Source organism: Pseudoalteromonas sp. TP27, assembly GCF_056470645.1.
Map to the genome: position 1 here is coordinate 67,366 of NZ_JARDAK010000014.1, position 20,376 is coordinate 87,741.

At 39.5% G+C, this 20,376-nt stretch carries 17 protein-coding genes; 9 read left to right on the forward strand and 8 right to left on the reverse strand.

Annotation, left to right across the window (positions count from 1 at the left end; translation table 11 throughout):
• The first annotated feature begins 38 nt into the window (after positions 1–38).
• Both PX700_RS15525 and PX700_RS15530 read left to right on the forward strand, forming a co-directional pair.
• Entirely contained in the window at positions 39–437 is a 399-nt protein-coding gene (locus PX700_RS15525; protein WP_479521182.1) for a hypothetical protein, read from the forward strand.
• A gap of 3 nt (positions 438–440) precedes the next feature.
• Positions 441–1,256: a class I SAM-dependent methyltransferase gene (locus PX700_RS15530; protein WP_479521183.1), complete on the forward strand. Its 816-nt coding sequence runs from the start codon at positions 441–443 to the stop codon at positions 1,254–1,256.
• A 13-nt stretch (positions 1,257–1,269) separates the two neighbouring features.
• On the opposite strand, the gene PX700_RS15535 is transcribed toward PX700_RS15530, so the two are convergent.
• The gene (locus tag PX700_RS15535; protein ID WP_479521184.1) at positions 1,270–2,874 is read right to left on the reverse strand and encodes a GMC family oxidoreductase; all 1,605 of its coding nucleotides are present in this window, start codon (positions 2,872–2,874) and stop codon (positions 1,270–1,272) included.
• Positions 2,875–2,976: 102 nt separating this feature from the next.
• Here PX700_RS15535 and PX700_RS15540 point away from each other — a divergent pair, with 102 nt between their 5' ends.
• The 4 genes from PX700_RS15540 to PX700_RS15555 all read left to right on the forward strand — a co-directional run bounded on the left by PX700_RS15540 (position 2,977) and on the right by PX700_RS15555 (position 7,631).
• The gene (locus PX700_RS15540) at positions 2,977–3,996 is read left to right on the forward strand and encodes an AraC family transcriptional regulator (RefSeq protein ID WP_479521185.1); all 1,020 of its coding nucleotides are present in this window, start codon (positions 2,977–2,979) and stop codon (positions 3,994–3,996) included.
• A gap of 305 nt (positions 3,997–4,301) precedes the next feature.
• A complete protein-coding gene (locus PX700_RS15545; RefSeq protein ID WP_479521186.1) occupies positions 4,302–5,288 on the forward strand; it encodes a Gfo/Idh/MocA family protein in 987 nt (328 codons plus the stop codon).
• A gap of 450 nt (positions 5,289–5,738) precedes the next feature.
• Positions 5,739–6,482 (forward strand): FadR/GntR family transcriptional regulator, encoded by a 744-nt coding sequence (locus PX700_RS15550; RefSeq protein ID WP_415637203.1) that lies wholly within the window; start codon positions 5,739–5,741, stop codon positions 6,480–6,482.
• Positions 6,483–6,767: 285 nt separating this feature from the next.
• Positions 6,768–7,631: an EamA family transporter gene (locus tag PX700_RS15555; protein WP_479521187.1), complete on the forward strand. Its 864-nt coding sequence runs from the start codon at positions 6,768–6,770 to the stop codon at positions 7,629–7,631.
• Between the two features lie 73 nt (positions 7,632–7,704).
• Here the strand turns inward: PX700_RS15555 and PX700_RS15560 are convergent, their stop codons facing one another.
• Both PX700_RS15560 and PX700_RS15565 read right to left on the reverse strand, forming a co-directional pair.
• Complete coding sequence (locus tag PX700_RS15560; protein WP_479521188.1) at positions 7,705–8,901, reverse strand: MFS transporter; 1,197 nt, start codon at positions 8,899–8,901, stop codon at positions 7,705–7,707.
• Positions 8,902–8,973: 72 nt separating this feature from the next.
• Positions 8,974–10,068, reverse strand: a complete 1,095-nt coding sequence (locus PX700_RS15565; protein WP_479521189.1) for an NADH:flavin oxidoreductase/NADH oxidase — start codon at positions 10,066–10,068, stop codon at positions 8,974–8,976.
• 477 nt (positions 10,069–10,545) lie between these two features.
• On the opposite strand from PX700_RS15565, the gene PX700_RS15570 reads away from it, so the two are divergent.
• A complete protein-coding gene (locus tag PX700_RS15570) occupies positions 10,546–12,969 on the forward strand; it encodes a TonB-dependent receptor (RefSeq protein ID WP_479521190.1) in 2,424 nt (807 codons plus the stop codon).
• A 104-nt stretch (positions 12,970–13,073) separates the two neighbouring features.
• On the forward strand, positions 13,074–14,657 hold the full coding sequence (locus PX700_RS15575) for a tetratricopeptide repeat-containing sulfotransferase family protein (RefSeq protein WP_479521191.1): 1,584 nt from the start codon (positions 13,074–13,076) through the stop codon (positions 14,655–14,657).
• Positions 14,658–14,790: 133 nt separating this feature from the next.
• Here the strand turns inward: PX700_RS15575 and PX700_RS15580 are convergent, their stop codons facing one another.
• Both PX700_RS15580 and PX700_RS15585 read right to left on the reverse strand, forming a co-directional pair.
• Positions 14,791–15,639 carry a pirin family protein gene (locus tag PX700_RS15580; protein WP_479521192.1) on the reverse strand — a complete coding sequence of 283 codons (849 nt, stop codon included), beginning with the start codon at positions 15,637–15,639 and terminating at the stop codon, positions 14,791–14,793.
• A gap of 369 nt (positions 15,640–16,008) precedes the next feature.
• Positions 16,009–16,749 (reverse strand): FAD-dependent oxidoreductase, encoded by a 741-nt coding sequence (locus PX700_RS15585; RefSeq protein WP_479521193.1) that lies wholly within the window; start codon positions 16,747–16,749, stop codon positions 16,009–16,011.
• Between the two features lie 122 nt (positions 16,750–16,871).
• Between PX700_RS15585 and PX700_RS15590 the strand changes: the two genes are divergently transcribed.
• Entirely contained in the window at positions 16,872–17,750 is an 879-nt protein-coding gene (locus tag PX700_RS15590; RefSeq protein ID WP_479521194.1) for a LysR family transcriptional regulator, read from the forward strand.
• A 353-nt stretch (positions 17,751–18,103) separates the two neighbouring features.
• Here the strand turns inward: PX700_RS15590 and PX700_RS15595 are convergent, their stop codons facing one another.
• From PX700_RS15595 to PX700_RS15605, 3 genes are all read right to left on the reverse strand, one after another.
• Complete coding sequence (locus tag PX700_RS15595; protein ID WP_479521195.1) at positions 18,104–18,847, reverse strand: DUF4145 domain-containing protein; 744 nt, start codon at positions 18,845–18,847, stop codon at positions 18,104–18,106.
• A gap of 365 nt (positions 18,848–19,212) precedes the next feature.
• Positions 19,213–19,758 (reverse strand): DUF7010 family protein, encoded by a 546-nt coding sequence (locus tag PX700_RS15600; RefSeq protein ID WP_479521196.1) that lies wholly within the window; start codon positions 19,756–19,758, stop codon positions 19,213–19,215.
• 81 nt (positions 19,759–19,839) lie between these two features.
• Positions 19,840–20,256 (reverse strand): hypothetical protein, encoded by a 417-nt coding sequence (locus tag PX700_RS15605; RefSeq protein ID WP_479521197.1) that lies wholly within the window; start codon positions 20,254–20,256, stop codon positions 19,840–19,842.
• Between the last annotated feature and the right edge of the window lie 120 nt (positions 20,257–20,376).

Sequence of the window (20,376 nt, forward strand, 5' to 3'; positions counted from 1 at the left end):
TAAGGTAATATCCGCGCACTGCTATTTGAGGACACACCATGATTGACCAATTACGCCAACAACTTGATGAACTTGGCGAAAACTACGTAGAAAAAAACGCGGCATTTAAAATCAAAGTGATTCCATTTTTTTGTGCTATTCGCATAAAAAAAGATCATAAAAGTGAAGGTCGTTTGAGTTTTTATTCAAGTCAATTACTCGAAATTTTCTTGGTCGTCTTATTTTTGCTATTCGGTTTAATGCTTTACGACACAGATGCAGGATTTACCCACGGGCCTATTCATATTGCCTTTGCCATTTTAATTACCTTTAATCTTATTATTAAACAAATCGCAATTGAAGGGTTAAAAACACGTCTTGCGTTTCATCGCTTACTTGCCGCACAGTCTCAAAAAAGTACGCCTGATGCTGATAACACACCAACTAAACCGCTTTAATTTATGTATTTAGATCCTGATTGGCGAATACTCACTGTTGGCGATGGCGACTTATCATTTTCGAGCGCCATACATAACAACGTAAAGCCGCGCACATTAGTGGCCTCTACCTACGATGATGCAATCACTATTGAGCAAAAGTACCAAGACAATGCGCTTAACGATTTAAAAGCGCAAAACGTTGCCGTACTTAATAGCTTTGATGTAACAAACCCTGCGTGTTGGCAAACTCTAAGTGCAAATCAGCACAGCTTTGATGTGGTTATTTTTCAGTTTCCGCTTATACCTGCGTTTGTTGGCCGTGAAGCATTTGAAAACAACACGCGCCAAACCAGTATGAATGTATTAAACCGCGCTTTACTGCACCAATTTATTAAATACGCGAACGAATATGCGCTGAACCCTGATGGCCCAATGCTTTGTTACATCACCTCTAAAGACGTAAAGCCCTATCGCGAATGGAATATAGAAGGCAGTTTAAATAACGGTTTAAACGCTGATTACTTAGGCCAAATCCCATTTGATATTAGCCATTTTGAAGGTTATAAAATTCGTAATGTTGACCGCGATAAACACGTAAAAGACACCAGCGGTATCACTTATGTGTTTAGCCCAAAGGGTATTGATGCACACATTAGCGAATTAAGTTCACGCCTTACCAAGCCTGCATATTTAACACCTAACCATTGCCCGCTTTGTCGCGTTGGACCTTACATGGCAATCGAGGACGAAAACAAGCACCTAAACGCTAAAAAACATCAGCAAATGCTGCACCTTGAAAGCGATTGGCAACAATGGTTAAACGAATTTTATAGCTAAGTGTCTTTAATAATTAAACGTTGCCGCGTTTAATTAAATCAGCTGCTTTTTCAGCAATCGCAATTACCGGTGCATTTGTGTTACCGGTAATAATTGTAGGCATAATCGACGCATCCACTACGCGTAAGTTACTTACCCCGTGTACTCGCAAATTAGTATCCACCACTGCCATTGAGTCTTGCCCCATTTTGCATGTGCCAACCGGATGATACTCGGTATCTGCCGTTTGGCGTATAAACTCAATTAACTGCTCATCATTATTTATATCAAGCGGATAGACCATTTTACCGCGTATAGTATCAAAGGCTTTGCTTTGCATAATAGCGAGTGTTTTTTTAAGACCAGCAAGCATTGTAGCTAAGTCGTCTGGGTGGCTTAAGTAATTAGGGTCAATAAGTGGAGCACTACGCGGGTTGCTGTCGGCTAATGTAATAGTTCCTCGGCTTTTAGGGCGCATAATACTGCTGTGTATACTGTAACCATGCCCAGCATGTAATTTACGACTATGATCGTCCACCAGCCCTATAACAAATTCTAGCTGTACGTCAGATGCAGGCGAATCTTCAAATAGCTTAATAAACGCATGCGACTCTGCAAAATTACTCGTTAATCGCCCTTCTCGCTTACTAAACCAGTTAACGCAGCCTTTAAAAATGCTCGCAATACCAAGTGGGCTTATACCAAAGGTACCCTTGTTTGTTTTTGATTTATAAAGCGGCACTACGGTTAAGTGATCTTGTAAATTAGCGCCAACACCTTCAAGTACGTGTTGAGCCTTAATATTATGAGCGCTTAACTGAGCTTTAGGGCCAATACCCGAAAGCATTAATACCTGCGGGGAATTAATAGCACCGGCACTCAAAATCACTTCTTTATTAGCAAGTAAATCTATTACTTTGCCGTTTTTTTCTATTTGCACACCTTGGGCGGTTTTATCATTAATTATAATTTTATTAACGTGGCTTTTAGTCAGTACCGTTAAGTTAGTTCTATTTAAGTTAGGTGTTAAATACGCTTTAGCGGCGCTACAACGCTCGCCATTATGTTGAGTAACTTGTGAAAGCCGTGCACCTTGCTGCTCTGCACCATTAATATCGTCGCTTAAATTAACGCCCTGCTCTTTACAGCCGTTTAAAAAACACTGATTAATTGCACTTGGGTTATTAAGATCTTGCACATGTAAGGGGCCATCAGTGCCATGCAGCTCATTATTTATAAAGGTTTTATTGTTTTCAGCTTTAATAAAATACGGGAGTAAACTATTAAAATCCCAGCCTGTATTACCAAGCTGTGCCCACTGGTCGTAATCGTATTTAGTACCGCGAATATAAACCATTGCATTGGTAGAGCTCGAGCCACCCAGCACTTTGCCACGCGGCACAAAACCACACCGATTATTTAACTCTTTTTGAGGTACTGTATTGTAATGCCAACTATTTATGCCATAAGGCACACTTGCCGCTATGCCAGCTGGCATTTGTACAAATGCGCTTTTATCGCTGCCGCCGGCTTCAATTAAGCACACACTAACATTTTTATCCTCAGACAAGCGCGATGCCATCACGCAGCCGCCACTACCTGCGCCAATCACAATGTAATCAAATGTTGTATTGTTCATGGTGTACCTTAATAAAAGTGTTAAACGACCTTAACAGTAATAGTGCATAGAAAAACTCAACAAAACTTGATATTTTTAGACATTACTTATTTGAGGTTAACCATGAGCAGCCTAATCAGAGCCACGTCATTACAAGGTATAGACACGCTAATTAGCGAATTTGGCGGCGATCCGCATGAAATAATGCAAAACTGTAATATTAGTAACGTTGACTTTAAAAACCTCGACAACCACTATTTGCCTTATCGAGATTACGCTGAGTTATTAGAATACTGTGCTTGTGAGTTCAATTGCTCTAGTTTTGGCCTTAAGCTCGCAAGTAGACAAAATTTTGATATTTTAGGACATATTGCAATAGCAGCCAAAAGCAGTACTAATTTAGGTGATGCACTTAATTGGGTTATTAAATACCTTTACTTGCACAGCCCTGCACTTAGCTTAAACTCGCACCCTTTAGAGAGTGATAAAAGCGTGTTTTTATCATTCGAAATTAATTTAAAACCATTACCGCACATTAACCAAGTAATTGAGCTAACCATTGGTTTAGCACTGGCTGTTATTAAAAAGCTGAGCAATAACCGCTGCAAACCAATTACTATATTTTTGCCAAAAAAATTAAGTACTAATACTCGTGCTTATAACACTTATTTTGGTTGTAACGTTACAGAGCATCGCAACAGCGCTGGTATTGTAATCTCAAAAAGTGATTTAACCCTTGAGCTTGATCACCCTGAGCTAAATAAAGTACAAGCGGCGCTAAGCTTCTTGGCAAAAAACAAAGAACACACCCAATCATTGCCCAACCAAGTTAGTGCGCTAATTAGGCCTATGCTTCCTATTTATCAATGCAGTAACCAAACTATTTCAGCTGCGCTGGGTATGCACCCGCGTACTCTGCACCGAGAACTTACCAAACATAATACGAGCTTTGTAAAACTTAAAGACGATACTCGCCGCGCTTTAGCTGCCCACTACTTAGCGCAAAGCCAATTTACAATATCAACCATATCTGAGCTTTTAGGGTATCAGGAGCAAGCAACGCTAAGTGTTAATGTTAAACGCTGGTTTGGGTGTTCTCCTAGGGCGTGTCGAACTTTGTGGATTGAAATTTGTTCAATCTAGGGGCGATTTAATCGCGGCGCGAGGTTTGTAACCTAGTGGGCTAAGTAAAAATCGAGCAACAAAGAGTCAATCGTCCCTAGAAAGAACCCATAGGGCAGCGCATGTTTGGCCTTTATGCTGCGTTATCGCCTATTTATGGGGAATAACCACACTACATAGGCTCTGCCTTGCCTAAAAACCAAACATACTGCTGTGAATTCAACCACCAAAGGTCAACACGCCCTAAAGCATATAGAACTAAAAAAATGTTAAACTAAACACTCTTGTTATTTTTATTTAAGTTTTATTTAAGCTAGGGAGTGAGCATGAACTTTGTTATTGTTGGCACCAATTTTATTAGCGACACACTATTAGCCGCTGCAAATACATTAAACGATTTTAATTTATACGGGGTGTGCTCGCGGGCAGTATCAAGCGGCGAAGCATTTTTAGCCAAACACCCACAAAACACACAAGCAAAAATTTTTACCTCAATCGAACAAGTATGCCAAGATCAAAACGTTGATGCTGTCTACATAGCCGCCCCTAACAGCTTACACAAACAATACGCCGTTATGTGCCTAGAAGCTGGTAAACATGTCCTTGGCGAAAAACCCTCTGCAGCCAACTCTAAAGAGCTTGCAAGTATTATAGCGAAAGCCAAAAAGCATCAGCGCATATACATGGAAGCCATGATGACCACTCACCTGCCAAACTTTGCACTTTTGCAAAAGGCAATGGTAAAAATTGGCACACCACGTAAATATATTGGCCAGTACAGTCAGTATTCGTCGCGTTACGATAAGTATAAAAATGGCGAACGCCCAAATACATTTTTACCTGAGTTTGCTAATGGCGCATTGGTCGACTTAGGTATTTACCCACTGTATTTATTAATTGCACTGTGGGGAGCGCCAAAAAGCGTAAGTGCCAGTGGCGTATTACTTGATACAGGTGTAGATGGCGCGGGCGATGTATTACTAAACTACGCAGATAAACAAGCCGTTATTAGTTACTCTAAAATATCGCAAGGCGACAACATAACCGAAATACAAGGCGAGCTTGGACGCATACGTATAGAAGCCGTATCGCAACTTAAAAAGGTGGAATTTATTGCTAATAATGGTGACGTAGAGGTTATATCCCAGCCGTTTGATGAGCACTTTATGAAATACGAAGTTGAACATTTTATGTCATTAGTGAAGCAAAATATCCATGAGTCACCTGTTAATACGCACATTTTAGCCAGTAACGTAATGAGCGTTCTTGATGAAGCGCGCAAACAACTTGGGGTTGTGTACCCTAACGACTAATTAAATAAAATATGGGCGTTAACCAACGACAGTCAACGCCCATAAAAAAGCTATTTAAGCTTTCGTACAACGACACACTTTACAAAACGTTTAAAAAATAACGATCCCCATCCATGGGCAATCAAATAAGATGTCTTAGAAATAAAAATACTTCCGCAACAAATTTAACACCAACAACTTAAACTGACTTATTACCAATATTTATTACTCAATAACCTTAAAACTAACCTAACACATAAAAATATTACCAATCAAGCTGGCCAATTGCATTGTTTTAAATTAAATTGGTAATACAAGAATGCAACCATTGGTGTATAGTGGTTTTTAACCGCAACATCGCGTTAGAATTTTGACATAATAGTGAATTTTGAGGTAACCTCTGGTATTCACAGTTGGTTTTGACTTTTAGGCCCCAGAGGCCACTATTCCTTAAGGTAATGAAGGTAAAGTATGGGTAATCGTCGCTTATTTTGGCGCATAGTTGATAAAATTGAGTCTTTAATAAATCAAGGCGAATTTTCTGCTGGGAGTCGTTTACCACCTGAACGTGAACTTGCAGAAATGTTTGATGTAAGTCGCCCTACTATTAGAGAAGCTATTATCGCATTAGAAGTACGTGGCCGAGTTGAAGTTAAAACTGGCTCTGGTGTATACGTAGTAGAACAAAAAAATGCATCTATAAAATCTAAAGAGATCAGTGCATTTGAACTTACTCAAGCGCGTGCATTAATTGAAGGCGAAATTGCCGCTTTAGCTGCTCAAAGTATTACAGAAGAAGAACTAGAACAATTACATAAAACATTAATTGTTATGGAAAAAGGCCTTTACGTTGAGCAAGCTGACCGTGAGTTTCATGAAATAATCTCGCGAGCAACACGCAATAAAGCGCTAGAGTTTGCCGTATCTAACTTATGGGATTTACGCCTAACTAATCCACAAATTGTTGCCGATTATGGCAGTGTTTGTAAAAACAATAACGAATGCGTTATGGACGAGCACACCGCTATTTATACCGCTCTAAAATCTCATGATGCAAATGCAGCACGTACTGCAATGCATAAACATTTTAACCGCTTAATTAATGCTTTATTTGACGCTGTAGAATCGCGCGCACTTGAAGAAATTAAACGTAAAAATGATGAAAAACGAGGCCTTTACTCGCTTGATGGCTTAGTTAATAAAAGCACCCAATAACAGTCTTTTTAGCTATTACTGCTGGTAAACGCCTTGTTTACTAGCTTTTTAATATTATCTCCTCAAAACTTCTTTAACTTGCGCTTTAATTATTTTTATATTGCGAATCAATTTCGAACAAATACCTTATTTTTGGTCGCAAACACTTACCTCTAAATTTAAAAAAAGATACTATGCCGCCATTAATATCGAGCGGGTTTAGTTATTACACTCACCTGCATGACTACTTAACCTGAACTCTGGTTATTTATACAATTGATAGAGTTACTCAACTCAAGGATAAAAATGCAAGCATCTTCAAAAAGTTACTTACTGGCAATAGTGTGTGTACTGCTTGCCATGATGACCATTCAAACGGGCGCGTCGTTTGCAAAACAACTTTTTCCTATTGTTGGCCCTGAAGGCACAACGGCACTTAGGCTTGGTTTTTCTGCCCTTATACTTTGCTTAGTATTTAAACCGTGGAAACACTTACCTACACGAGGCAATCGTATTCCTATAGTTGTGTATGGTTTAAGTTTAGGCGGTATGAACATTTTGTTTTATTACGCCATTGAACGCATTCCACTTGGCATAGGTGTAGCGCTTGAATTTACAGGCCCGCTTGCTGTTGCCTTATTTTCATCGCGCCGTAAACGTGATTTATTTTGGGTTGCCTGTGCTATAGCAGGTATTTTGCTTTTACTTCCTGATATGAGCGGACAAGATAGCCTAGATCCGCTTGGTGTTGCACTTGCTTTAGGTGCGGGTGCATGTTGGGCTGCTTATATATTATTTGGTAAAAAAACGGGTACTCAAAGCTCTGGTGGAGCAACTGTTGCATTGGGTATGACTGTTGCCGCTATAGTGCTAGTACCTTACGGCGGCATTATGCAAAGCGCCGCATTTACATGGGAAATTATTCCTCTGGGTATTGGCATTGCCATTTTATCAAGTGCATTGCCTTACACACTCGAAATGGTTGCACTGCGTAACATGCCCTCGCAAGGGTTTAGCGTAATGATGAGCTTAGAGCCTGCAATTGCTTCGCTCGCAGGGTTTATTATTTTAGGTGAGTTACTTACTTTATGGCAGTGGCTAGCTATTTTACTTGTGATAGTTGCATCTGTTGGTAGCTCGTTTTCAAACGCAAAAAAGCAGGTTGCTTAAATAAAAACTGTAATCGACTAATTCTAAAAAATAAAGCCACCGCGTAAGCTGTGGCTTTTTTGTAGCAACGTAATTAGCTTACCGCCTTACTTTGCTTTTTAGTTGTAACCAAATAACCAATCAACGAAATAAGTGGCATACCCGCAGCAACTAACGCAATACTTGTCCAACCGCCGGCTTCATACAGCGGGCTAGCAATAAGTGAGCCTAAAGCGGCACCTACAAATATACTGGTCATATAAATAGCATTCAAACGTGCTCGGCTTTGTGGCTCCAGTGAATACACCACCCGTTGCCCCAGTACCATATTGGCTTGCACAGCAAAATCAATAAGCACGCCCGTTAACGCTAAAATGACTATTGCGTAAGGTGATTCAAATAAACTGGGCAAAAAGCAAACAGCCGCTATAACTTTTGCAAGTAACGATACCTGATGTGTATAGCCTTTATCGGCCAAGCGCCCAACAATAGGGGCTGCTATTGCACCTGCCGCACCTACAAGTGCAAACAGTGCTATTCCTGATTGCGATAAACCATACTCACGCGCAAGCACTATCGGCACGCTCGTCCAAAACAAGCTAAATGATGCAAACATTAACGCTTGAAAAAATGCGCGTTGACGCAGCACTGGTTGGCTTATCATTAACTGTTTAAGCGATTTTAATAACTTAAAGTACGTTGTTTTATGGGTTGGTTGCCGAGTTGGAATAGCAAAATAAATTACGCCTGCAATAAACACCATACAGCCTGCGGCAAAATAAAATACAGCGCGCCAACCAAAGTGATCGGCTATTAAGCTCGATATAGGCCTTGCAAGCAAAATACCTAACAACAGACCTGCCATAATATTACCAAGTACCTGGCCACGTTTTTCATCCGACGATAAATGCGCAGCAAGTGGAATAAGCACCTGAACAGACACCGAACTTATACCTATCATCAAACATAAAATAAGCATTACATTAGGTGAGTCAGCCAGTGCTGTGCCTATTAAACTTAAAAACGACACAGCGAGCGTTATAAGCATTAAGCGTTTGTTTTCTATTAAGTCAGCTAAAGGCACTAAAAAAAACAAACCTAAGGCATAGCCTATCTGTGTTAGCGATACGATAAGGCTGGCACTATGCGAGCTTAATCCCACCTCTGGTGCTAGTAACTCAATAATAGGTTGAGCATAGTAAATATTGGCAACAATAAGGCCACAACACAAAGCAATAATAGTGACGAGTGTATTGCTAAGTGGTTGTGGTGAAACGCCAGTTTGAGTCATGTGTGTCCTACTTTACAAAAATAATAAAACCCAACCAGCAAACGCGGGTTGGGTTATAACCTCGTAATTTACTTACTTTATTGGTGATGGCTGCCCATGTGGGCTTGAGCGTAAATACTGTTTAGGTGCAGTCACTGTAGCGCCAAGCTCTGCAGCTGCATGCCATGGCCAATGCGGGTTATATAAAATACCACGCGCAAGTGCTACGCCATCGGCTTGCTGCTCACTAATAATATCTTCAGCTTGTTGCGCCTCGGTGATTAAACCTACGGCTATTACAGGCATTTTAACAACGTCTTTTATAGCGGTTGAAAATGGCACCTGAAAATTAGGTTTTACTGGTATTTGTTGCTCAGGGCTTAAACCCGCCGTACTTACATGAATAAAATCACAGCCGAGTTCATCAAGCGCTTTACTAAGCACTATCGATTGCTCTAAATCCCAGCCGCCTTCAACCCAATCGGTTGCCGAAATACGCACACCCACTGCTTTTTTACTTGGGAATACCGCGCGTACCGCTTTAAACACGTCAAGCAATAAACGCATTCTGTTTTCTAGACTGCCGCCGTAGTTATCATCGCGCTTGTTTGAAAGGGGCGACAAAAATTGGTGTAACAAGTAACCGTGCGCACCATGTAGCTCGATTAAATCAAGGCCGAGTTCATCAGCGCGTTTAGCCGTACTTACAAAGTCTTTAATTAACGAGTCAATATCAGCTTGGCTCATTGCTTTTGGCACAGGGCTGTTATCGTCGTACGCAATTGCCGAAGGAGCGAGCGTTTGCCAGCCATTTACTTCATCTGGTGCAATAGCGCCAATATCTTCCCACGGCTTACCTGTAGAGGCTTTACGCCCAGCATGCGCCAGCTGAATACCGATAGGCATAGAGCTGTATTGCCTCACTGCTTTTAAGCTTTTATCTAACGCTTGTTGTGTTTCGTTATTCCAAAGTCCTAAATCGCCGTAGCTAATACGCCCTTCTGGGTTTACTGCTGTTGCTTCTAAAATTAGCAATCCTGCACCGCTTAAGCTTAATTGGCCTAAGTGAATAGTGTGCCAATCGCTAGCAGCGCCATTATTTGCTGAATACTGACACATAGGTGCAATAATAATACGGTTATCTAACGTTACTTGCCCTAGTGATAAAGGCGAAAATAGTTGACTCATTGTTAATCCTTAAAAACACGCACAAAAAAATGCGGAAAAATAAAAAAGAGAATACGAAGCGGCAATCAAACACGCTCACTCAAAAGCTTACACAGCCACTTATAATTACGACTACCACTCATAATGGGGATAAAAATACACTTTAATAGTGCTAATAAAAGTATAAGTAATGACATTATGAGATATATTTTTTAATGTAATTATTTGTTGAGTAAACGCAGTAAAAATCTAGTTTTACAAACTGAATGACTATTTACCTTTAAACAAGGGTACAATTTATAACCTAACCGTACCTAATAGCACTAAGCTATTGCTTGTGTTACCTATTAACTGAATAAAAACCACTTACAACCACTATATTTATTCTATAAAAGTGAATTAAAATTCAATTTAAATATTCCAAGCCACTTCACTCCCTGATAAACTACTTTACTTAATTAACTGATGTTAAATTTTTGAATCTGGGGATCAATTTTTATGTTTAAACCAAGCTTGTTAACCTTGGCTATTTCGAGCGCTGTTTCTAGCGTATTTTTATTGCCTAATGCCGCACTTGCTCAAGAAGAAGTTGCCGCTAAAAACAAATCACTCGAAGTAATTGAAGTAACAGCAACAAGACGCAGCGGCTCTGTGCAAAATGCACCGCTAAATATTACCGCCCTTGACGCAGATATAATGAAAGATCAAAATATTAGCGAACTTGCCGACGTAGCGCGCTGGGTCCCTGGTTTAACAATTACCGATCAAGGTGGCCGCTCAGGCTCCCCTATTATTGTTCGTGGTTTAAATACAAATTCATCTGGTCCATCGTCAGATGGCGGAACAGTATCTACTTATATTAACGAAATTCCGGTTTCGGTAGATATGCGCCTAGTAGATATTGAGCGTGTTGAAGTATTAATTGGGCCACAAGGCACGCTTTATGGTGCAGGTACATTAGGTGGTGCAATTCGTTACATGCTTAAACAGCCTGAGCTTGATTTTACATCACTTGAAGTTTACGGCGACCTGTTTCAAACAAAAGAAAGTGACTCTTTAGGTGGCGAAGGCGGCTTTATATTTAACCTGCCACTTATTGAAGATAAATTAGCAGTACGCGCCAGCTTAAATGTATATGAAGATCCGGGTTTTATCGATTACGGCTACGTAGTACGCGAGCCTGGCGTATCGTTGCCAGATCCTGATTGGAACGATAGCTCAGCAGTTAACAACAACCTTAAAAATGTAAAAGACGCCAACGGCGAAACCACCACTACAGGTCGTATTTCTGTACGCTTTAAACCAAATGAATCATTTGAAGGTACGCTTAACTACTTTTATCAAAACCAAGACAGCGAAGGCCGCTCGATTGTTCATTACAACAGCCTTAATGCTAACAACGGCTTAAGCGACATAATAGGCAAATACGAATCAGCTTATCGCTTTGAAGAGCCACGGATAAAAAAAGATCAATTACTAAGCCTTGAGCTAAAAGCCGACCTAGGTTTTGCAGAGCTAGTATCGGCAACCGGTATTTCGAGCTTTGATGCCGACGGTCAACGCGATCAAACCGATTTACTTATTCGCCTTGATTACGGTTATGAAGAATTTCCTTCGTTTTCAACGTTTACCCGTGAAATAGACGAAGAAGACACCTTCACTCAAGAAATTCGCTTAGTGTCGCAAAGCGACAGCGACTTTAACTGGATTGTAGGTGGTTTTTACAATAAAACAGAAACCGAAGCATCAAGCAGAGAGTTTACGCCTGGGTTTGATCAATTTGCTGTCGATAACGAAGAGTTTGGCGGCGCGCAGCTAAGACCTGACTCATTAGAATACTTAGAGCTTACAAAAAGTACCGTCACTGAGTCTGCACTATTTGGTGAAGTTGGCTACCAAGTTACCGACAAATTAGATGTGACCATTGGTGCTCGTTTTTACAAGTACGATATAGAATCGCAAGCGGCTTTTGACTTCCCATTAGCCAATACATTGTATAGTGGCGCAGGTCCTGACGACATCACCGTTGCATACGAAAAAGACGAAGCTGACGATAACGGTAACTTATTTAAATTTAATGCTAAATACCAGTTTACTGACTCTGTAATGGGTTATGTAACCGTAAGTGAAGGCTTTAGAATTGGTGGTTCAAACGGTTTAGTGTCTTGCCCAGATCCAATCCCTGAGGATCAACAAACAGGCTGTGGTAAACCTGACGAATTATTATATGAAGCCGACACCACAACAAACTACGAGCTAGGCTTTAAAAGTACGTGGTTTAGAAGCCAACTACACTTTAACGCCGCGTTATTTAACGTAGATTGGGATGATGCACAAATTTCGGGCGCTACAGATATAGGCCAATTAACATATATTTCAAATGCAGGCAGCGCTAATGCAAAAGGGGTAGAAATTTCAACCCGCGCTATTTTATCCGACTCGTTTTCAGTTTATGCAACTTATGCCTACACAAAAGCAGAGCTAACATCAGACGCACCATTTTTGTTTAATGCCGATGGTACCGGTGGCGCAGAAGACGGCGACCGTTTACCTGGCTCACCTGAAAACCAATTTTCGATGGGTGTAAACTATCAAACAGACGTGTTTAACGACAAAACGCTTGATATTAACTACGGTTTAACCGCGCAAAGCGACGTGCTTTCAAGAGTAGGGCTTCGTGATAACGGCGAAACACTACCAGGTTACAGCTTAAGTAATATATCAGCTAAATTAACAGCCGATGCATGGTCAACTACCCTATATGTTGATAACCTATTCAACAAATACGCAGTTACCTCAGTTCGTCGTTCAGATGCCGATATAACATCAGCTAATGGCGCCGACATACAACGTAACTACGGCCATTACATTAATCGCCCGCTTACGGTAGGTGTTAAATTTAACTATAAATTTGAAATATAATTTAAGCGACTTTTAAACAGTCTCATTTTTTAAACACTGTTTTAAGGCTCAAATTTATTTGAGCCTTTTTATTTTCTTTTACAAAATAATAATTACCAAAAACCATGCAGCCAAATTTAAAGCAACTTCATCAAAGCGCAATACAGTCCCTAAACCAAGGTAAAATAGAGCAAGCACACAAAGCCTTAGTTGAGTTAGTAACACAAAAGCCCGACTTTGCTGATGGATACTTTTTGCTGGCCATGGTTAATTTAACGGTTGGGCAAATACACAAAGCCATAAAGCTCATCGAAAAAGCCCTTACACTTGGTCAAAGCATTGAATACACCGCGCAACTTGCAAAGTGTTATGCACTTACTGGCGAATTACAAAAAGCAAAAAACACCGCCTTAACTATACCCATTCAACAAATACAAAAACCGCTTGATGCCGACACCCTAGGCGTAGCCCTTACTCAAGCAGGCTTGCACGAACACGCAATTAACTACTTTGAATGCGCTATTAAACTGGCTAAAGCAGCTAACAAAGCCCAGCCGCAGTTTTATTATAACTACGGTGTAAGCGCTAAGTTTTTAGGATTATTTGATAAAGCCCAAGATGCGTTCGAACATGCCATAGCGCTTAGCCCGCTGCATCATCAAAGTCATTTTGCGTTAAGCGACTTAACTAAAGCAACCGCACAAAACAATCATATTGAACGCTTAAAAAATGTATTTGAGCAAGTAACACACCCCGATGCAAAACTACATATTGGCCATGCTTTAGCAAAAGAATACCAAGACTTAGGTGAATTTACTCAGGCTTTTAACGCGTTAGAGCAAGGTAAAGTAGCAAAACGTGCTGTGCAGCCGTTTGATCATACAAGCTCAACTGCGTTATTTGAACATATTAAACTGCTAAGTGAGCAGCACAAAAAAGCAGTAATACAAGGCAACCTAACGGCCGAACCTATTTTTGTACTAGGCATGCCCCGCTCTGGCACCACATTGGTTGAGCGTATTTTATCGAGCCACAGCGACGTGCAGTCAGCCGGTGAATTACAAGACTTTGGCTTAAGTGTTAAAAAGCTCTGCCAAACGCAAACACCTCATGTACTCGATACTCAAACACTAACTAAAGCCTACGATCTTAATTTTAATCAGCTTGGGTCAACCTATTTAAACGCAACACGTGTAATAACAGGCAGCCATAAACACTTTATTGATAAGCTCCCATTTAACTTTTTTTATATCGACTTAATAACCAAAGCACTGCCAAACGCCAAAATAATTTGTATGCTGCGCGACCCAATGGACACCTGTATTGGTAACTATCGCCAATTATTTACCATTAACAACCCCTACTACGCGTACTCGCTCGACTTACTCGATACAGCCAAATTTTACAGCTGTTTTTACAAACTAATGCAGCACTTTAGCGCCCTGCACAGCAATATAAAATTAGTAAAATACGAAGAGTTAGTAGCAAAGCCCGAGCAGCAAATAAAAGACTTAGTGAGCTTTTGTAACCTAGAATGGCAAGAACAGTGTATAGATTTTCACTTAAACACCGCACCGGTTTCTACCGCAAGCAAGGTGCAAGTACGCCAGCCACTTAACAATAAAGCAATTGGCCGTTGGAAAGCGTTTAAGCCACATACAGAAGAGATAGAGGATTACTTTTTAAAGCAAAATATCAGTTTTGAGTAAAGGTTTTATAGCTTGGGAGTTAAATGGATGAACTCAAAGCCAAAGCGGACATTGATGCTTTGAAGTTCATCACGGTAAAGTAGTCTTTATAATTAGTACTATTTAGTCAAAACTTTAAATTTAACTACTAAATTTAACTGTAGTCTATTGTCCCATATTTCCCTAGTTGATAATCTTTATATGCAATTGCCATTTCTTGATCACTGTTCATAATAAATGGACCGCTAGAGATAATAGGCTCTTGATAAAGTTCTCCGCCAAAGATAAATAGCTCGCTATCTTCTTTTGCCATGATTAGAATTTCTTCAATGCCATTTCTTAGAAAACCTTGCTGTGAAGCTTGTAAACTTTCCCCCAGAACATCTATTAAACCAGAGGCCAGAAATGCTGCATATTGATCGTTTTCATTTAGCGGGAGTTTAATTTCGTCGCCTGATTTTAAGCTTAAATGAAATAACAACTGTCGTGACTCTACAGGTATTTCAGAACTATTATTTTTATATTCACCAATAATAATTTTTAACTTACTCCCTAACTTTCCAATGCTAATTAAAGGTAGCTGCTCACTTAATAGGACTTTATATTCAGGCCTTTCAGCTTTTCCTTTCGCATTAAGATTCAACCAAAACTGTACGCCAATTAGTTTGTTATTAATTGGTTTAGCCCATTCATCATGAACAATGCCATTGCCTGCCTTCATCCATTGTACGCCACCTGAGTCAACACTACCTTTATGGCCATAACTATCTAAGTGCGTAACTTCTCCCTTTATCAAGTACGTCAGTGTTGCGATTCCTCGGTGTGGATGCGCAAGTTTGCCATCAGGCTTGGGTATTTGCTTAGGTGTTGCATTAATATCAAAGTGATCTAAAAAGACAAAAGCACCAACGGGCGTTATTTCTTGCTGAGGCATAACCCTATTTACAGAAAAGGGGCCCAGAGGGTGAGGTACTGAAGATATGATTGATTTGAATAGTTTCATTGCGGTGCTTCCTCTATTTCATTGATGAGCAAATAATTTAATAACAAGGATGTTATTTAGCGAATTCATTGTAGGTTTTGCTGATGAACAGGTCTTTTTGTTTCATGTTTACCAGTCCTTTCCATGTTGACACCATAAACGGCAGCTGCACGACACCGGTTTTTTGTCCTGTCGGTATTAAGGCCATAAATGGATTTCGTTTATAGGCCTTAGTCAATTTACCTTGAAACGCTTTTACCAGTGCTTTGCCAAGGTATTTACCTTGCTCTAGCGCTAAGTAACCTAATTTTGCTTCGCCGACATCAGCAATATCCCCAATGGCATAAAAATTCTGCTGTCCTACAACCGCAAGATTACTGTCAACGTTGACTAAGCCTTTTTCATTAAGAATATGGGAAAATTTTGCTGTAAAAAATCGTTATTTGGTAAGGTGCCAACGGCAACAAATGTAATATCAGGCGTTATAGACTTCCCCGAATTAGCATCAGTGTATATTTTATTATTTTCTTTATAGAGGGTATTAAACTCAACATTAACGCCTAAACTGGTTAACTGTTCTAATGTTTTTTGCTGAGCTTTTTCTTTAAAGCCATCCAATAAAGTATGGGTGTTGTGAGCAAGTGTTACTTTTACTTTCGGCATTGCAAAAGCGATTTCACCAGCAAGTTCAACACCCACAACACCGCCACCAATAATTAGTACATGAGAAGCTGAACGTACTTTGCTGTGATGGCTTTTAAGCTCTTCATCACGACTTGTTAATGCCATTGCCTCTGAAGACTTTGCAAGCGGTAAACTTGGATACCTGGAGCCAGATGCAATAACAACTTTCTCAAAATGTACCGTGTCGCCATTTTCCAATAGAGCAGTAGTTTGTGTTAATTCTTTAACACCACTTTGTATAAAACTACCTTTTAAAATATCTCTGTAGTGTTGGCGTGCTGCGCCATTAGTTTTTTCTGGTGCTGCGACGTCTCTTAATACGGCATAAGTCACTTCAAAATAGTCTTTTCTATCAACAAGCGTTGTTTTAATACCTTCTTTTTCAAGTTTTTGCGCTGTTGCTACACCAGCGAAACCGCCACCAATAATTAGTACCTGAGTTTTCATGATTTTTCCTACTTTAAGTCTGCTTAATATCTACGTTATAGGTGTATATTAAGCTGTTGCTATATCAGTTTGAATGAGTGAATATGATACGTAAGTGTGCAAATACGCAACATGGTGGTGATATGGAAAAATGGACAGAATTTAAAACGGCATATAGACTGGCAAAATTAAAAACACTAAGTGCAACAGCTAAGGATTTGGGCATACATCGCTCGACCGTGATGCGACAAATTGATGTACTGGAAGAGAGCTTAGGCATTAAGCTCTTTCAAAGAAATGATAAAGGCTATATTGCAACAGAAGCAGGCTTAGAGGTTATGCGACTAGGTGAAATAACTGATGTTCAGCTGACTCAGTTTGCCAATAGAGCCAAAAGTAAGGAAGATGTTTTAGAGGGAACTCTCAAAATTACTTGTGTGAATGAGTTATCACTTTTGATATTTCCAGCAATAACAAAATACCAATCACTTTACCCACAAGTTAAATTTGAAATTATTGGCGATATAAGAAAATATGATCTTGAATATGGCGAGGCTGACCTAGCAATACGTACTGGCGTAAAGCCAAGCACCTTAGACAATATTGTAATTCCTTTTGCGAAAATAGAGTTGGTGCTATGTGCTCATCAGAATTATATAAAGACGCACGGGCTTCCTACACAGGAAAACTTCAATAAGCATAAGTTTGTTGCTAATTCGGAAAGGTTAGCGCATATCCCTTGGAATGAGTGGATACATAATCATGTAGCAGAAGAAAATATCTCGGTATCAAGTACCTCGCAACAGATACTGAATTACGCTATGCAAACAGGGGCAGGAATTGGTGTTTCAACAAAGGAAACAGTCCAAAATAATAATCAATTAAAAGCATTGGCGTTTGGCGAAAATTGGGAGGTTAATACTTGGATTCTTGTTCACAGAGATATCATTAACATTCCAAAAGTTAGAAAGTTTATTGATTTATTAAAACTAGAAGAACAACTTTACATGGATTTTAATTAAAGTTCGGCTAAGTATCTGCATTTAATCATTGTATTTTTCCAACCTCATAAATGCTTGTTCTAAATCGGCACATAAATCATTTTTATCTTCTAACCCAATATGCAGCCTTACCATTCTTCCTTCGTTTTGTCGCGTGGCTGGAGAGTGCCAGTCCAGGTCGGATAAGCGAAGCGCTATCCGACACAGTAAAATACCTTACCAATTATTATCAATATTTTGTGTTGTCGAGTGGCTGGAGGGTGTCAATTACTGACAGTGATAATGCCCAGCGCCCGCATTTTCGGCTGTATTGATGCGCAGCCGAAAAAAGTCCGACAACATGCGCTTGTTATGTGCAGCCTCTATACCTGTGATCATTTACCGTCTCGCTCATTTATATGTTGCTGTTTGTCTTCAGGAACAATATCTGAGTAAAGAAGATCAAGCTCTTTAGGTTTTGAGATCATTTCGTCGGCTATGAAATTAAGCACATGAAAGAGTTTAAGAGCTATATCATGGCCATCTTCGAGATCAATTTGACCTGGATGAACTGCGTTATTACCAACGACACGAAGAAGATCTAATGCTTTCTGAATTTTAGAACTTAAACCGTCAGCAACTAATTCCTTAATGTCATTGTTAATGTTTTTTCCAGATTTACCTAGTTGCTTCAGAAGTAGCTGAAGAGCCAAGCGAAGCAAGGCCGTAGCACCTTTGGGAGAATCTACAACAATTGTTGATGCCTCAAGATATAGATCTTGAATTTCTTGCTCCATATCTTCGTTTGGTGGAGCCACTGCGGTTTGTTTGGGGTAAACAATTTCTTGGTTTACCCAAAGAGATATATCCCCGCATGAAGAACAAGTTGCTACAGAAAAGCCTTTAGGAACAAATTCAGACATATGCCTTTTATTCGCGTTCTCTACTTTCTGAATAAAATCGGCAATTGCTTCTTGCTTATAACCCTGAATCTGAGTTCTGTATTCATAGAATATGTGATTAAGAATACTGTTTGCTGCACTACTAGAGCTATCTAGATCAAACCAAACTTGTTGAGAGACTACTTGGCAATGCGGGCATAGAAATTTTTCACTCTTGAATATTGGGCTTAAGTCCAAAATTAGGCTCCTATTTTCTTGGGCACTGAACAATTTAATAGTGCGCTCATCGCAGAATATTTCTGCCGATGCTACGCTCACTTTTCTACATTATATATGTTTTAGCAAATTATCTAAGGCATTACTATCACTAACTTTTCTAAAATTTTTAGGTCAATTTAAATGAACCAATATGCACGCAGAGCTCATTTTCATGAATATATGCGCTAACGACACAGTTTAACGAATCTATTCACGACGATATTTGGCCAATCTCAACGTCCGCTTGTCGCTAATCGCTGACTAATAACTACATGCAATTTGCAGATACTCAACACTTTAAAATCTTTGCTATAGCACACTACTTTTACCATTATGACCGCTTGTTATTCAGCTTTTAAAACCAGTCCTTTCGATTGGGCAAATATCACTAGCGCAAATAGCATTTCGGTTATCCCGCCAATAAAGGCGCCAATTACAAAATTGGCATTTAATACAATACACAACATGCCAAAAAACATAAGCAAAGCCCCCAAAATCCAATATATTTTCATGTCATATAAGGTGTTGAAAATTAAATAGCGAACACCAATTATCATCAGCATGATTGGATAAAACCATTCAGCTTGAAGTTTTGCTACGTAAAACGCTAAAAACAAACCAACAAATAAAATAATAGTGCTTTCTAAGGCCAATTTACCTAATGGGTTTTTAGGGTCGTGATTGCCAGAGCGTTTAAGTGCTTTTGAAAGTAGCATAGCTAATGGATGTATAAACATGCCACCAAAAAACAGTGTAAGCATGCTTACTTGATTTGAATGCATTAGTGCGACAAAGCCAGCTATAGACCAAACCAAGCCAGACACTAATACGCCCGTTCCACCACCAAAATATGCAAGGTTCATATTTTGTTGCGCATCTTCAAATTTCATAGTAATTCCTTAACTTTAAATCCTTAACTTTAACTAAAGCCCAAGGCAATATTATTTGCATCACTTAAACTCTAGTATTAACTACAAATCATTACTCGAATACACACTTAAAATAGGAAACTTATGCTCAGCAAACGAGACGGTGACTGATTGTGTTTCACTACCTTTAAAACCGAGCTTAAATTCTATTGGCGTTAATCTGCTGCCATCTGCAAACAATGCTAATATATGATCTTGATTGAGTTCGCGGTTGCCTGACGATAAATTATTTAGCGTAATAACTGCCCAGCGCTCGCCTTCGTTATTGCTCATAAGAACGTAATTTAAAATTGTGAAATCAGATTTTTTAGGCGTTATATTGTTATCGTTTGCAAACGATAAATGAATATTACTGGGTATGGCACGGTCAACATTTAATACACTATTAAGGGTGTTTGATGTGTTGGCAGCGACTGCCGATGAAAACACAATAAAAATCAAAACTAAAGCTTTAAACACAGTGCAACTTCCTTTTATTAAATTGTGTTTTTAAAAACAATCGTTGAAAATTATACTCTCAGTTTTTACCTATTATGTAAACGCACAATAATCATAATTTAATGCATATTTTGAATAAGC